Origin of the sequence: Alkalibacterium subtropicum, assembly GCF_900112455.1 — a bacterium.
Taxonomy (GTDB): Bacteria; Bacillota; Bacilli; order Lactobacillales; family Carnobacteriaceae_A; genus Alkalibacterium; species Alkalibacterium subtropicum.
In genome coordinates this window covers 60,135-75,604 of record NZ_FOLT01000009.1, presented here as the reverse complement: position 1 = coordinate 75,604, position 15,470 = coordinate 60,135, and the positions used below count along the sequence as shown (strand labels likewise).

General features: G+C 45.4%; 15 protein-coding genes and 1 pseudogene. 13 read left to right on the top strand and 3 right to left on the bottom strand.

From position 1 onward, the window contains the following. A pseudogene (locus tag BM049_RS09025) lies at positions 1-229 on the bottom strand (UPF0236 family protein); the annotation flags it as partial. Positions 230-473: 244 nt separating this feature from the next. On the opposite strand from BM049_RS09025, the gene BM049_RS09020 reads away from it, so the two are divergent. Further along, positions 474-1,082: a superoxide dismutase gene (locus BM049_RS09020; RefSeq protein ID WP_091530771.1), complete on the top strand. Its 609-nt coding sequence runs from the start codon at positions 474-476 to the stop codon at positions 1,080-1,082. Between the two features lie 759 nt (positions 1,083-1,841). Beyond that, positions 1,842-4,022: a peptidoglycan D,D-transpeptidase FtsI family protein gene (locus BM049_RS09015; RefSeq protein ID WP_091530768.1), complete on the top strand. Its 2,181-nt coding sequence runs from the start codon at positions 1,842-1,844 to the stop codon at positions 4,020-4,022. Between the two features lie 112 nt (positions 4,023-4,134). On the opposite strand, the gene rpmG is transcribed toward BM049_RS09015, so the two are convergent. After that, positions 4,135-4,284, bottom strand: coding sequence for a 50S ribosomal protein L33 (rpmG, locus tag BM049_RS09010; RefSeq protein ID WP_091530766.1), 150 nt, complete (start codon positions 4,282-4,284; stop codon positions 4,135-4,137). A 252-nt stretch (positions 4,285-4,536) separates the two neighbouring features. Here rpmG and BM049_RS09005 point away from each other — a divergent pair, with 252 nt between their 5' ends. The 9 genes from BM049_RS09005 (at position 4,537) to BM049_RS08965 (ending at position 13,512) form a co-directional block, all read left to right on the top strand. Then, the gene (locus BM049_RS09005; RefSeq protein ID WP_091530763.1) at positions 4,537-4,896 is read left to right on the top strand and encodes a helix-turn-helix domain-containing protein; all 360 of its coding nucleotides are present in this window, start codon (positions 4,537-4,539) and stop codon (positions 4,894-4,896) included. 26 nt (positions 4,897-4,922) lie between these two features. Next, positions 4,923-5,450 carry a coiled-coil domain-containing protein gene (locus tag BM049_RS09000; RefSeq protein ID WP_091530762.1) on the top strand — a complete coding sequence of 176 codons (528 nt, stop codon included), beginning with the start codon at positions 4,923-4,925 and terminating at the stop codon, positions 5,448-5,450. Positions 5,451-5,530: 80 nt separating this feature from the next. Beyond that, entirely contained in the window at positions 5,531-5,836 is a 306-nt protein-coding gene (locus BM049_RS08995; protein WP_143079475.1) for a hypothetical protein, read from the top strand. Positions 5,837-6,001: 165 nt separating this feature from the next. Then, positions 6,002-6,712, top strand: a complete 711-nt coding sequence (locus tag BM049_RS08990; RefSeq protein WP_245751910.1) for a rhomboid family intramembrane serine protease — start codon at positions 6,002-6,004, stop codon at positions 6,710-6,712. A 30-nt stretch (positions 6,713-6,742) separates the two neighbouring features. Then, positions 6,743-7,726 (top strand): ROK family glucokinase, encoded by a 984-nt coding sequence (locus BM049_RS08985; protein WP_091530756.1) that lies wholly within the window; start codon positions 6,743-6,745, stop codon positions 7,724-7,726. A 65-nt stretch (positions 7,727-7,791) separates the two neighbouring features. Then, positions 7,792-8,907: a YqgU-like beta propeller domain-containing protein gene (locus BM049_RS08980; RefSeq protein WP_091530754.1), complete on the top strand. Its 1,116-nt coding sequence runs from the start codon at positions 7,792-7,794 to the stop codon at positions 8,905-8,907. A gap of 71 nt (positions 8,908-8,978) precedes the next feature. Next, the gene (locus tag BM049_RS08975) at positions 8,979-9,377 is read left to right on the top strand and encodes a rhodanese-like domain-containing protein (RefSeq protein WP_091530752.1); all 399 of its coding nucleotides are present in this window, start codon (positions 8,979-8,981) and stop codon (positions 9,375-9,377) included. Between the two features lie 158 nt (positions 9,378-9,535). Continuing rightward, positions 9,536-11,020, top strand: a complete 1,485-nt coding sequence (locus BM049_RS08970) for a DHA2 family efflux MFS transporter permease subunit (RefSeq protein WP_091530749.1) — start codon at positions 9,536-9,538, stop codon at positions 11,018-11,020. Between the two features lie 923 nt (positions 11,021-11,943). Further along, positions 11,944-13,512, top strand: a complete 1,569-nt coding sequence (locus BM049_RS08965; RefSeq protein WP_091530747.1) for a Mur ligase family protein — start codon at positions 11,944-11,946, stop codon at positions 13,510-13,512. Positions 13,513-13,664: 152 nt separating this feature from the next. On the opposite strand, the gene BM049_RS08960 is transcribed toward BM049_RS08965, so the two are convergent. After that, positions 13,665-14,477 carry a pyruvate, water dikinase regulatory protein gene (locus BM049_RS08960; RefSeq protein ID WP_091530745.1) on the bottom strand — a complete coding sequence of 271 codons (813 nt, stop codon included), beginning with the start codon at positions 14,475-14,477 and terminating at the stop codon, positions 13,665-13,667. Positions 14,478-14,621: 144 nt separating this feature from the next. Here BM049_RS08960 and BM049_RS08955 point away from each other — a divergent pair, with 144 nt between their 5' ends. Then, positions 14,622-15,050 (top strand): Fur family transcriptional regulator, encoded by a 429-nt coding sequence (locus BM049_RS08955; protein WP_091530742.1) that lies wholly within the window; start codon positions 14,622-14,624, stop codon positions 15,048-15,050. A 215-nt stretch (positions 15,051-15,265) separates the two neighbouring features. Continuing rightward, entirely contained in the window at positions 15,266-15,436 is a 171-nt protein-coding gene (gene rpsU / locus BM049_RS08950) for a 30S ribosomal protein S21 (RefSeq protein ID WP_091530740.1), read from the top strand. Positions 15,437-15,470 lie beyond the last annotated feature (34 nt).

Below are 15,470 nucleotides of genomic sequence, written 5' to 3'. Positions count from 1 at the left end.
AGTAAGTGATCTTACCAAATATAAATTGAACAGTTCGAGGTTCAATATTGTCTACATGCCAGCCTTTATGTTTATACTGCTGGTAAAGTTCTTTATCTATTCTCTCTATGGCATGTTGCATTAACCATTCATTCCAACCTTGAAACCAAAGGTTTAAATTGTTTTCTATATCAATAACTGATTCTTCGTTCTTCCAGAGTTCAACTATTTGTGATATTATATGATTCATAACGAGGCCTCTTTTCTACTGGTGTGGTAACTACTAGATTAAAGGTCTCGTTTCTTTTTGTCTAGAAAACGAAATGATATCACTAACCGAGAACTATTTTACACTAACTTAGAAGTAGGGACGTAAGGGGTCCTGAACATTTTGATGGCCGCTTTCCTATACCATAAGTCGTTTTATTTGATAATTATGTCTGAAATGTTACACTAATACTGTACGATAAATAGCAATAGGAGGAATGTTTACTATGCCATACACTTTACCGGATTTACCCTATGCCTATGATGCACTGGAACCAACGATCGATGAGGAAACCATGCATCTGCACCATGACAAGCATCACGCAGGTTATGTGACTAAAACAAATAAAGCGCTGGAGAACAATCCAGAACTCGCTGAATTAAGTATCGAAGACTTAATGAAAAAACTGGACTCTGTACCTGAAGACATTAAAACAGCAGTTAGAAATAACGGCGGCGGACATGCTAACCACTCATTATTCTGGGAGATCCTTTCACCAAACGGTGGCGGAGAACCAACTGGCGAATTAGCAGACGCGATCAAAGAAACCTTCGGCGACTTTGAGTCATTCAAAGAAAAATTCAATGCTGCAGCAACTGGCCGTTTCGGTTCAGGCTGGGCCTGGTTGGTGGTTTCTGATGGGAAACTGGAAGTAATGAACACGTTGAACCAGGATTCACCTTACTCAGAAGGTAAAACACCTATCTTAGGTCTTGATGTCTGGGAACATGCTTATTATCTGAACTATCAGAACAAGCGTCCTGAATACGTCAAAGCATTCTGGAACGTTGTAAACTGGGATGAAGTCTCAAAACGTTACAGCAACGCTAAATAATAGAATAGAACGATGAGGAAAGGCCGGAATTCAGTTTCCGGCCTTTTTTACGTTGAGGCGAAGAAACTGGCTGGCCAGTTTCGACATTTCAAGGCTTCCAAAGCGGAGTATACGCGCTTAAAGGCGCGTATAGACCTTATTCAAAGCATTCAGAGCAAGTCTGGTTTTATTTTTCAGTTGGTTCGGTCAGTTAGATCAGCATTAAATGATCTACCTGTCGAAGTTTACATCTTTCGGTAAGTAGCTGCCGGCATCGACCACCTAACTACCGAAGCAGGCATGCCTTCGACACTTTAACATCAATTAAGGCAACCTACCTACCGAATTGACGCTTCTTCGGCAAGTAGGTTGCTGTTATAGAAGGCTATCGACCGAACATCATTGAACTTCGACAGTTAGAAAGCAGTCATTTTCTCTTACTTACCGAAGTTTGTTTCATTCAGCTCTTAGATAAGCGCCATGTGATCCTACCTGTCGAACTAACTCAAGCTAAGGTGAAATGAATGAGAAGTGTTCTCCACATAAGGTGAGTAATCGTCTTCCGGTCGCCTTCCTGGCCAATAATTTAAGCGAACGATAACACCTGTCACATCTTCATCGACTAGTCATAAAAAGTTCACAGTGTCAACGGTTTAATCCCTTTAGTATTATGGCATTTCTTCCACCGTTTTGGTAAACTAGAACGAGTATGAAAAAGTTTTCCACTAAATTGGGGGACTTGATGACTCAGTCGCATACATAGCAAGAGGGGGAAATAAAGTGAAGGTACCAAAACAAAAGAAAAACGAGAAGAAGAAATCACATATTCCTTTTCGATTAAATTTACTATTCTTTATTGTCTTTTTACTATTCTCAACGCTGATTTTACGTCTGGCCTATCTGCAGATCGTGCAGGCTGAGGCTTATAAGGCAGAAGTGGAAAGAACTGAACGAACGACCATCACCGGCAGTGTGCCGCGCGGAGAAATATTTGATGCCAATTTAAATAAACTTGTAGGTAATGAAGCCAGACATGCGATCACGTACACGCGCGGAAAAGGTGTACCGGCGAGACAGATGGCAGAGGTCGCCTATGACCTGGCTGAATATATAGTCATGCCCCATGCCACATCTCTTGAAGTGGACCGTGGATTCGACTTGAGTGAACGGGATCTCAAAGATTTCTTCATAGCGCGCAATCAGGAAGAAGTCAGAGACCGTTTAAGCGATGAAGAAAAGCGTTTGTCGGGCTCTGAGTCCTACAGTGTGATGCTTGATAAAGTGGAGCAGTCCGAAATATCTTCATTTGGAGACAGAGAGCTTGACGCCGCCGCGATATTCAAGAAAATGAATTCAGCTTATTCGTTAAGTACCGTCAATATTAAAAATCAGGACGTCACTGAAAAAGAGATTGCCCGTGTCAGCGAAAATCTGGATAAATTCCCAGGAATCGACACCGGGACGGACTGGGTAAGGCATTATCCTGAGGGGGATATGCTAAGTTCGATCCTTGGCGGCGTAACGTCAGAAGATCAGGGGGTACCTGAATCAAGGCTGAAATCTTATCTTGCCCAAGGGTATTCAAGAAATGACCGTGTGGGTAAGAGTTACCTTGAATCAGAATATGAGACTGTTTTAAGCGGGACAAAATCACGCATCGAAACAGAAACAAACGGCAGTGGGGACATCATCAACCGCATCGAACAGTATTCCGGTCAAAAGGGTGATAATCTGATCCTGACCATGGATATCGATTTTCAGCGAACAGTCGAACAGATCGCCATCGACTCTCTGGCAGAGCGTCAGGGTCTGAACAACAGTATATATATCGCCGCAATGGATCCGAATAATGGTGATGTGCTTGCGATGACGGGTAAGGAATTTGACGAAGGTGAAGTCAAAGATATCACGTTTGGCGTCTTTAATCATAACTTTAACATGGGATCAGCCGTCAAAGGCGCGACGATCCTTTCTGCTTATATGGATGGTGTTTTAGATACGAGCAATGATGTGATCGTCGACCAGCGGCTTGATCTTAAAGATTCTAAATCTATTTCATCTGTGTTCAACCGATACGGTGCCGAAGCAGTCGATGACATCACAGCTCTGGAAGTGTCTTCCAACGTTTATATGGCACGCTTAGCCATGCGGATGGGTGGAGAATGGGACTATACAAAAGGTATGTCTTTAAATATTGGCGCACAGGAGCTGCTGGATAAACAGCGTCGCTACTTTAATCAGTTCGGCCTGGGCGTCGCAACGGGCATCGATCTGCCATCTGAATCAACGGGGTTAGAAGGGGCTGCCAGTGTTCCTGGAGGTCTGTTCTTCTCCTTTGGACAGTTTGACACCTATACACCGCTGCAGCTCCTGCAGTACACATCGACGATCGCCAATGGCGGGACTCGGATCGCCCCGAGACTGGTTTCTGAAATTAGAGACACCAATACAGAAACCGGCAGTATTGGCGCATTGAAAACAGAGATACCGACCAAGATACTCAATACTGTCGACGTTTCTGAACAAGCTATGGATCGCGTACAACAAGGATTTTATGAAGTCGTTAATGGAGACCGCGGGACTGCGCGGAGTTATTTCTCAGGTGCGCCTTACACATCTGCCGGCAAGACCGGAACAGCGGAGGCTTTTTACTGGGATGATGACTTGAAGGAAATCACGGACAGTGTTATCAACCTTACGTATGTGGGTTATGCACCTTATGATGATCCGGAAATAGCCGTCGCTGTTGTGGTTCCCAATTTACCGATATCGGGACGAACCAACCGCGAAAATACCAAAGCGGCACGCCGGGTATTGGATGCCTATTTCCAGGTTGGCGAATTTGAATCAGATTCCTCAAAAGAACCGCTGGAAACTGTAGAAGATCTGGCAGGAGAAGCGGAAGATCTGGCGACCGAAGAAGCCACCGAAGAAGATGAGGAAGAAAATACAGAAGAATAGACTGTAAATCAAAAGGCAGGCTGCGGATTTTCCGCAGCCTGCCTTTTATACATACAAAAAGGAAGGTAAAAGAATCAACTTTTACCTTCCCTGAATCAGTTTTTTAAACCAATTATTTTGTTTCGCGGTGCAAAGTTACTTTGCGTTCGCGTGGGCAATACTTTTTCATTTCCAAACGCTCAGTATTGTTACGTTTGTTTTTAGATGTTAGGTAGTTACGTTCTTTACATTCTGTACATTCTAAGGTTACGTTTACTCGCATGATTGTCCCTCCTATTATTCCTGTTTTGAAGGCTATCAAACATGTTAGGGTGTCTAGCCTTACGCCTTGACTAGAATACCATGTTTTGAAGGAAAATGCCAATCTTTTTTTTATTACATGTAAATATTTTTTATACAGAATGATTTTTCTGGCGCTGTCTATAAAAGTCTTTCAAACTTGTCTTTTTGTTTCTGTGAAAATATGCTATTATTTTAAAGTCGACTTTATTTATAAGAAGAAGGTGGAGAAAGTATGGAATTATGGATGGCTGCCGGTATACTCTTCGTGTTGTCAGTGTTTGTGTTTGTTTATTCATTTACACAGAAGCAGGAGAAAGAACTGGCTTATAAAGAACTGGAAGAATTTTCGCTGACTGTCACGCGATCGATGTATGATCTCAACAAACGTGTCAAAGCACTTGAAGCGGAACTTGGTATAGAAAGTCTGGAATATGATCTTCCTCAGCGGGTGACACAATTGAACAGTGACAATATCATCACCATGTTCACGAAAGGCTACCCGACAGAGGCGATCTCACAACAGTTGAACGTAGCTTCCGCCTCCGTTCAGGAAATCATCGATGCCTATATCGAAGAAGGCATTCGCGCATAAAATACATATAAAGGTGGAAAAGTATCATGTCAAAAAAGACGAGTCGGATCCTGTCTTTGGGATTGCTTGTGTCCAGTATGGTGGTCATGGGACTGGAAGTATGGTCTCCAGGCGTACTGACAACGTCGCAAACACAGTCATCAGAGGTTTTAGTAGATCAAATAGCAGAACTTGAAAACAAGGTAGAAGAACTTGAAGCTGAAAACAGCCGGATCAAAGATGAACATGACCGTTTGACTGAAGGCTATGCCAATTCGCTGACGCTGTCGGATGTCGAGGTAATTGAAGAAGGCGAACAGGGGAATACAGAGTCAGTCACTACAAGCAGTGACGAAGACTCAGAAAAAGCCAGACAGTTCACGGTAACAGTTAAAGAGGGCGAGCCAAGCAGTGTAGTTGCTGATCAGCTTCAATATCTGGGGATCATAGACGATCGTTATGCCTTTAATGACTACCTTGAAGAAAATGATCTGGCGAAAAAAGTCCGTCCGGGCAACTATGTCGTCACATCGGATATGAACACGGACGAACTGGTGCAGGCAATCATTCGATAAGACAAGCTGGCAGGGCTATGATTTGTAATCTCATCTCTTTCCTTTAAAATAAAGGTATAAGATAAATAAAGGAGAGAGACATGATGGAACTGACTAAAATAACCTTAACAAGTGGCGCGACCTATATCGTCAGCCACGCTCCAGAAGACGTTTATCAAAGGGTCACACATTCTGACGGGAAACCTAAGAATCATATCCACCTTTTCACACTGGAGAATGGAGCTGAGATGTATATCAACGCGACCTATATCCTTTCGATCGAAAAAGTTCCTTCCCATAATCGCGAAGACACTCCGACTGACACTGCAGAAGACAGAAGCAGAGTGAAAGCCAATGTAAAAGCGGCAAAAGAATTCAAAGAAGACCTTGACGGGAACATGGAATAAGATGTCAACCATATCTAAGTTTTTCTCACCTGAAAGCCAGCCTTTTAAACGGTGACTTTTTGGTGAGGGACTTGGATATTTTTTTATGAAAAGGTATTTAGAGATTGGGCCATAGTCACTCATTGTGCTATACTTATTGAAGAATGCCGTAAGGGAGACTAGAATGTGAATTATAAAACAAAACTGAAAATAGAAAGATGGAAAAAAGGGCCGTTTGTTGCTTACACGATCCTCGCTGTCACAGGTTTTATGTTCCTGCTTCAGGAAATATTAGGCGGAAGCACCAACCAGTGGGTGCTGGTTCAGCTGGGCGCAAAAGTCAATCAGCTGATCGTCTTGGGTGAATGGTATCGTCTGATCACCCCGATGTTTCTGCATATCGGTCTGACCCATATCCTCTTTAATGCGCTGATCATTTATTTTCTGGGGATTCAGCTGGAATCCGTCTTCGGACACTGGCGCTTCTTTGCGCTGTATTTTATAAGTGGTATCGTGGGGAACGCGACAAGTTTTGCATTTAATCCAAGCGTTTCTGCCGGAGCAAGTACAGCTATTTTCGGCTTATTCGGATCGACCCTTGTCTTAGTCAAGCTTTTCCCGGGGCATCCCCAGATAAAAGCCATGGCGAAGAACTTTACACTGCTGATCGTCTTGAATCTTGTTTTCGGGCTGTTCAGTCCGGGGATCGATATGGCCGGACACATCGGAGGGCTAGCAGGCGGTTATCTGGCCGCGTTTGCACTGTCCACCCCGAGAGCCTGGCGGACGACTAAAAAACAGCAGCTGACTTATGGACTGGCGCTGATCGGGGTAGTGGCCCTTCTGATCATCATCGGATACAGCCGGTTTATTCCTGTATTGAACTTATTTTCTTAAAACTAATTAATGGATAATGGAGGAAAAAGCATGCAAAAAAAGAATATCATCGGCGTGGACTTGGGTGGCACGACCATCAAGTTCGCGATCATTACACGAGAAGGCGAAATCCTGGAGAAATGGAGTATCCCTACGGATATCAGTGATGAAGGGTCACATATCGTCCCATCGATCATCCGTTCCATCAAAGGTTACATGAAGAAGAATGAGCTGTCTGCAACGGACTTCCTCGGAATCGGCATGGGGTCACCGGGCACAGTCAACAAAACCAAGGGAACAGTTATTGGTGCCTACAACCTGAACTGGAAAACCGAGCAGCCGGTTGAAGAAATGATCACTGGGGAAACTGGCATCCCGCTGTCCATCGACAACGATGCCAACGTGGCTGCATTGGGAGAAAAGTGGATCGGTGCCGGAAACAATGAACCGGACGTTGTCTTTATTACTTTAGGGACTGGCGTGGGCGGCGGCGTCATCACCAACGGCGAACTTGTTCACGGCGCGATCGGTGCAGCGGGTGAGGTCGGACATATGACGGTCGATAAGCACGGCTATAAATGCACGTGCGGCAAACAAGGTTGTCTGGAAACCGTCGCCAGTGCCACAGGGATCGTACGGGTCGCCAAAGACGGTGCGGTTGCCTTTGAACAGGATACACCGCTGAAACAAGCGATATTAGCCGGAGATAAAATGAATGCCAAAATCATCGTGGATGCTGCCAAAGACGGCGATGCTTACGGCCTGGCCGTGACAGATGAAATCAGTGATTATCTGGGACTGGCATGCGGGAATATCGCCAACTTACTTAATCCGTCTACGATCGTTATTGGCGGCGGCGTCTCTAAGGCCGGAGAATTTCTGGCTGAACGGATCAGAAAACAGCTGGCCGTTTATGCTTTCCCGACTATTCGTGAAAGTACAAAAATAAGGATCGCCGAGTTGGGCAATGATGCCGGTGTGATCGGCGCCAGTTCCCTTGTGCTGACAGAGTCTATTCATCAGTCAAATAAATAACGGCCCAGACCTTTTATATGTTAAAATGATTATATAAAAAGATAACGATAAAAGAGGTGATGACGTTGATTAAAAAAGGATCTCACTATATTCAAGTGATTCTGATTTTGATCTGTTGTTGCCTTTTTTTGTTTTCCTGTACAGCACTAGACCCAGACGACACGGGTGAAAATCAGCCGCCAGAAGAAGAGCAGACAGCTTTGGCTAAGCTCGATATCGATTATCGTTCTTTCCAGAAGATCGTAGGCTGGCTGGATGACGAAACACTGCTCGTTCATCTGTCCGAAGAGGGCGAGCATAATCTCACGACGTTCAATATATTCTCCGGAGAAACGAATCAGATCTACAGTGACGATGCTTCGATCCTTTCAGTGATGATCAATCAGTCCCGAGACAAGATCATGCTGCAGGAAATCAAGTACGACCAGTCCGCTCTGAAAGTATTGTCGGTGGATGGCGCACTGATCCAGTCGACGACATTTGGTTACGCCAGTTATGTCAACTTCGACTGGAATCCGACGAATGACAATACGGTATTCATTTCCCATTACAACTATGAGCATTCTCTGGAAACTGAAACGATCCTGGTGTATATCTGGACCATTGACGAGAACACGTTCTCAGTCAGGGATATTCCATCCTTATCTCCAAGGTGGTATTCTGAGAACGTCTACCTGTACATCGACGAACTCCACACGCCCGCCTTGTATATCGGTGACATCCGGGAAGACAAGGAAGATATGATCATCAACAAGGATATTTCTGACTTTTTCCTTTATCAGGATACCTTCGTGGGGATCGTAGAATCCGATATATCGGACAGCGAAGTCCTGCTCTTTCATGAATACCCGTTTTTAGTAGGCGATAAGGTCATCCGCCTTCCAAAAGTCACGATGAATGAGCTTCCGGTCAAGCCGCAGATGACGCAGTCGGTGCGTAACGGTAAAATATACGGGGTGATCCCTGATCACTCGTTTTCACTGGAGGAAGAACTGGGGGACTATCATCTTGCCCATCTGCATTTTGAAGACGAAACCGTCATCGAGGTCATGGATCTGCCGGAAGATGCGCCCATTGCCCTGAGCCCGTCGGAAGAGTATCTCTTATATGGCTGGCGCCTGGAGAATATCATCGATCTGTCTGACCCTGAGCTGATCGAACTCATAGAGATTTTAAACTGAATTTAGACTAGAAAATTGCAGTAGAGTACTGTAAACTGATAGATGAATAGATTTAGAGAGGAAGTTTGCTTTTGGAGAACTGGACAATCGTTACAATTATTTTATGGGTATTGATCATTGCGTACGCCGGATGGGAGATCTACCAATACTTTCAAAGAAAAAAAGCCGCCACGCCTTTGGATAATGAAACATTCAAAGAAGATATGCGCCGCGCTCAAATCGTCGATGTCAGAGAAAAAGACGACTTCAATGCTGGTCATATCCTCGGGGCCCGAAACATCCCGTATTCACAGCTGAAGCAGCGTGCCGGTGAATTGCGTAATGATCAGCCAATATACTTATACGATGACAAGAAAACATTAAGTTATCGTGCAGCCATGATGCTGCAGAAGAAAGGCTACACTGATCTCTATGTCCTTAAGGAAGGGTACTCCGGCTGGGACGGCAAGATCAAACGCAAAAAAAAATAGACGGATTCGGACATATAGCTTGATTAATCCGACCGTTTTTAACATAATTTTATATGACAGAAAAGGGAATCGTTTAGATTTCCTTTTTTTATTAGAGGTTCTTTACATAGTATCCTGACTATCCGACCCTCACTAAAATCATTTAAAGGAGTAGACACGTGAACATTAAACGAACGAAACTAGCGAGAACAGGGATCAAGGTTCTCACTAGTCAACTTGACCGCAGGGACAGAAATGAAGTCCCCATCTCATGGGTCTATACGGCTCTCTTCATGGGGTCGCTGGTCGTTATCATGAATCAGAACGCCATTAAAACGGCGCTCCCCCGAATGATCATTGATTTGGACGTGGCCCCCTCCATCGGTCAGTGGACGATTTCGGGCTATACTTTAGTGAAAGGGATCATGGTTCCCATTACGGCTTTCGCCATGAATAAATTCCGGTCACGCAATTTATTTATCCTGATGATGCTGATATTTGGAACTGGCTCCCTTGTTGCGGCATCGGGGATCGATTTTTACGTGGTGTTATTCGGCACACTGCTGCAGGGTGTTGCTGCCGGCATGATCATTCCACTGATGCAGACCATCATTTTGACGGTGTCTCCGATAGAGAAACGGGGGAGTGCTCTGGGTTTGATGGGGATCGTGCTGGGCTCCGGTGGTACCCTCGGACCGGCCCTTGGCGGGTATATCGTTGATAACCTGTCCTGGGAATACATTTTCCTCTTTGCTTTCATCGGCTCGCTTCTGGTCATTCCCCTGGCGCTGCTGACATTGACGGACGTGCTGCCGATGAGCGATCCGACGCTGGACTGGGTGTCTATCAGACATTCACTTATCGGTTTCGGCCTGCTGCTCTTTGGCTTATCGGTCATGGGCTCAGAAGGGTTCCGTTCTTTAACGGCCTGGGGAGGCATTTTAATTGGCCTGATCTTTGTCACGCTCTTTATAAGGAGGAACTTGAACAGTGATGACCCTATGCTGAATGTCTCGCTCTTTAAGAATAAGACGTTCAGGCTGGCGGTCATCATCGCGATGCTGGGACTTATGGTGCTCACCGGCTTAACAAATGTCATGCCTATGTATATCCAGAGTGTCCTGGGGCGTTCCGCCACATTATCCGGCGTGATCCTGCTGCCGGGAGGTCTGCTGCGTTCTTTTATCGCTCCAGTCACGGGCAAGCTGTTTGATACGTACGGCATCAAAATCATAGGGCCTGTGGGGGGCGGGATCATGTTTTTCGGTACGGTCCTGATGATCTTCGTCACATCAGACACCTCAATGTGGTACGTGGCCGCGATCTATCTGCTGCTGTCCTTAGGATTCGGCATTTTCAACATTCCGATCACGACAGCTGGTATGAACGCCTTGCCGGACGAAGAGATGAGTCACGCGACCCCGGCCCGGCAGACCGTCAGACAGATCGGATCCAGTTTCGCCATCACTTTGGTATTTGCTTCAATGTCCATCATCTCTTCTCTCGTACATTCTTCCACCCTTGAAGCCGGAGGGGAACCGGATGTGACGATCGAGGGGATCAAAGGCGGTTTTGCTCTTGTTGCGATCTTAGCCTTTATCGCCTTTATCCTGACCTTCTTTTTAAGAGATGCCCCTGTGAAAGACCTTAGAAAAGAAGATTAATTAAAGCCGTGCGTATGCAGTCGTTTTAGTGACTCTGTACGCACGGCATTTTAGAAGGGAAAGCTTTGAAGAGGGAAGAAAAAGGCGCGCCTTTTTCAACAGCATTGCCCTGTAGAATGCTTCTGATATACGTTCAGTGCGCCGGCTCATCGTAGAGAAAGGAGCTAAGTGAACAGTATTGTGGACGGAAGTGCTTACTGTCTAAATGATTTTCCCCTGAGTGAACACTTATGTGGCCTCGATGTCGCACTCATGATCAGAGAAGAGGCTGAATGGACACTTTCACCTCCAAAATGTCGCACTCATGATCATAGAAGAGGCTGAATGGACACTTTCACCTCCAAAATGTCGCAGTCGGTAACAATCGCATGTCTGAGTGAGCACTTTCACTTCCGAAATGTCGCACTCACGATCAGAGAAGAGTCTGAACGGACACCTTCACCTCCGAAATGTCGCAGTCGGTAACAATCGCATGTCTGAATGAGCACTTTCGTCCCCTGATTGTCGGACTCACGATCAGAGAAGAGTCTGAGTGAACACTTTCACTTCCAAAACATCTAACTCAGCGGTGCGTGAAAAAATGAGACGCCGATCAAAGGTGACTGGCTGGTCATAACTGATAGTTTGAGACACTTTTAAAAGGAACTTGCCAGTATTCACTAATAAGCTAAATGATTTACATCGATTAATGGTTTGTAATATACTTAAAAAGACTTTTACCGTGACGATTCGCTGACGGACACTTATCCGATGCCTTCATCGCCGCATATACCGGCTTTGGGGTAGCGGTCGGCACGTTACTTTTTGATTCCAGATATTTTGAACGACGTCGCGAGACGCCGCACTCTCACTCTTTATTTTTTCGATTACTTCTTTCATTCTTAAAACCAACAGCAATCAACCCTATACGGAGGATTTATATAATGAAATTATCTGTACTGCTTCAAGCGATCGATCCTGTTTCTGAGAGGAACAGGCAAAACGATTTAGATATCACCAAACTGGCCTATCATTCCAGCGAGGTCCAGTCGGGCACACTGTTCGTGTGTATCCGCGGCTTTAAAACGGATGGGCACAACTACGCTGAACTGGCAGTCGAAAATGGAGCGGCCGCTCTAATCGTTGAACGGTTCCTCCCCAATATAAGGATCCCGCAGTTCCTGGTCGCTGACGGACGAAGAGCACTGGCATTAGCGTCGGACTGTTTCTATGGCCGGCCGTCGCGTGAGATGCGTTTATTCGGTGTGACCGGGACAAACGGGAAAACCACGATTACATACATGACAGATGCCGTTTTTCGAGCAAATGATCTGGCTACCGGACTCATCGGGACGATCATGGTCAAGTTTAGCGACGTCATGGTGCCGGCCGTACTGACGACGCCGGAATCGCTGGATCTGCAGCGCTACTTGAAAAAAATGCATGACAAAGGCGTCTCGCATGTATCGATGGAGGTCTCTTCATCTGCTTTAGCCTTGAAACGTACAGACAATGTAGCTTTCGATGTGGCCGCCTTTACCAATATCCATCGCGATCATATCGAACTGCACGGGTCGTTCGATGCTTATTATAAGGCTAAAGCCTCATTTATTCGTCAGGCGCCGAAAACGAGCGTTGCCTTGCTGAATATTGATGAGCCACTCATAGAAAAGCTGACAGAAGAAACGGAAGCACAGGTGATTGCTTTCGGCATCGAGAACGCCTCGGGACACTTCCATGTCTCTGATCTTGATATGGAGAACGGAATCCCTTCGTTTACCGTCACTCAGAAACGTGCTGTGCAAAGCTTGACCGGCAGACAGATATGGTTGGAGCCATTCCGGATCGACTTAGCGGTGCCGGGTCTTTATTCTGTCTATAATGCGCTGACGGCCATCATCACAGGATTGGTCAATGATATCCCTTTAAGTGTCGTCAAGTCAGGGATAGAGGGCTTTGGAGGTGTTGAAAGACGTTTTCAGATCCTTTATGATAAGGAATTTATGGTCATCGATGACCTGCTCCTGAATGAAGATAATATTGACGCCAGTATGAACACATTGAAAAACTTGAATGTCAAGACGATCCATTTTGTGCATGCGGTCCGCGGGAGCAGGGGAGCCGAAGTCAATCGGGAAAATGCAGCGAAAATGGCCGACTGGTTCCCCTCTTTGGATATCGACAGCGTGACCTTGACTGCCAGTCGCTCCCATGTCGGGGAACTGGATACTGTAAAAGATGAAGAAACAGCGGCATTCATGGAAGTCATGGAGGCGAGAGGCATAGCAGTAGATTTTTATGACGAGCTGTATGATGCGCTCGAAGCCAGTCTCAAACAGGTCAAGCCAGGCGATCTTCTGCTGATCACAGGGGCGCATGGGATGGATCACGGTGCCAGGATCGTAATGGAGCTGTTGAAAAAGAGACCAGATACAGACAGGGAAGCGGTCGATGCGATCCTGAGTAAAAAAATGCTCGGCATGAAGACAACAGATGCTGTAGATGTCTCCTGACGTATTTTCGCTTCGCTCCCTTTCAGGGGCAACTCAAGACGTGTTCCAGTCTCATAACATCACACAAACGAAAACGTGCTCCAGGTTCTCTCTCTTCAAATCAGAAGAGGAGGCGGACCTGGAGCACGTTTATGATATAAGGGACAGACGCTTTAACGATTTTTTAAAGAGTCAATAATAATGGCAGACGTTTCTTCGATCGACTTGCTGGAGACGTTGATGATCTGACAGTTCAGCTTTCTATAAAGTTCTTCAGCATACTGGATTTCCTTGCGGATACGTTCCTTACTGGAATAAGGTGTTTCAGGATCCATACCGTAAGAAAGCATCCGTTCACGACGGATGTTGGAAAGCATTTCTTCTTCGTTCGTCAAGCCGACCATCCGATTCGAGTCTACTTGCCAGATCTCATCCGGCAGTTTTGATTCGGGCATGAGCGGCAGGTTAGCGACTTTATAACCCTGATTAGCCATATAAATGCTCAAGGGTGTCTTGGATGTGCGGGAAATGCCTAAAATAACGATGTCAGCTTCGAGAAACCCTTTAGGATCCTTGCCGTCATCGTATTGGACAGCAAATTCAAGCGCGCTGATGCGGTTGAAGTACTTATCATCCAGCTTATGCTTGGCACCCGGTTTGTGCTGGGGCATCGTATTCGTCCGGGAGGTGACTTCTCTGATCAGCGGATTGAGCACATCGATGCATGTGATCTCGTTTCCGTTGCAGAAGGTTTCGATCGTTTCGACCAGGATCGGATCGACGAAGGTATGAAGAACGACCGCATTGAAGCGTTTGGCCTTTTCAAGGACGACCGTCAGCTGATCTTCCTCCCGGATAAAAGGGAAGTTCTTTAATTCATAGTCGACATCCGGGAACTGGGCCAGTGCCGCATGCACGACATTGCTGGCTGTACCGCCGACTGAATCGGACAGGACCATGATCGTTAAGGATGTAGGGTGAGACATAATGAAAGCTCCTTTCTGAAATTGAATGATACTTATAGTATATAGGAAGTCGTTCACAATTAGAACACATTTGAAACTTGAATTTTTCAAGGTTTGCGATATACTAGTTTAAGAATAACAAATCATATTAAAGGAAGCGATACTGTGTCTGCTTTTGAACAAGCTGTCAGAACGCTTAAGCGTAATGGGTACAAGACGACAGGGAAACGACAGCGAATTCTCGAACTACTCTATAACTCCAATAAATATATGTCTGCAAAAGAAGTCCAGGATAAGCTGAAAAAAATGTTTCCGGGTATCAGCCCAGATACGATATACCGAAATCTGCATACCTTTGTCGAATTGAAGGTCGTGGAGGAAACTGAACTGAACGGGGAAAAACTATTCCGGGCCACATGTGACGTTCATGGGCATCATCATCATTTTATCTGCACCGTCTGCGGCAAGACGAAAGAACTTGACTGCCCGCTGGAACTGTTTCAAGGTCAGCTGCCGGGCTATGAAGTGGACTCGCACCGCTTTGAGCTTTTCGGTAAGTGCAGCGAGTGCCGTCAGGTTCAGTTAACTAAATAAGGTGAGAGCGTGTCAATAATTTTGTCATGATTTATTTGATGATGAGGTTGACGCTCTCTCTTTTATTGTATATAATAAACAGTGAATTGTATTATACTTTACTTTATGTATAAATTACGATTACATCATCTAGTGATAGGGAAGACCAATTGTGACTATTTTACTTTTTACCAGCAAGAGGAACGCCCTGAATGTACGAGGGGAGGGGAAGAACGTTGACTAAAACAGAACTCAAAAAAGGTGAAAACCTTGAAGATGCTCTTCGTCGTTTTAAACGTTCCGTTTCTAAATCCGGCACAATGAAAGAAGCCCGTAAACGCGAGTACTACGAAAAACCAAGTGTTAAGCGTAAAAAGAAATCGATCGAAGCACGTAAACGCAAATAATTTTTTATCTGATGTTTCGATAGGATAGAAGGTG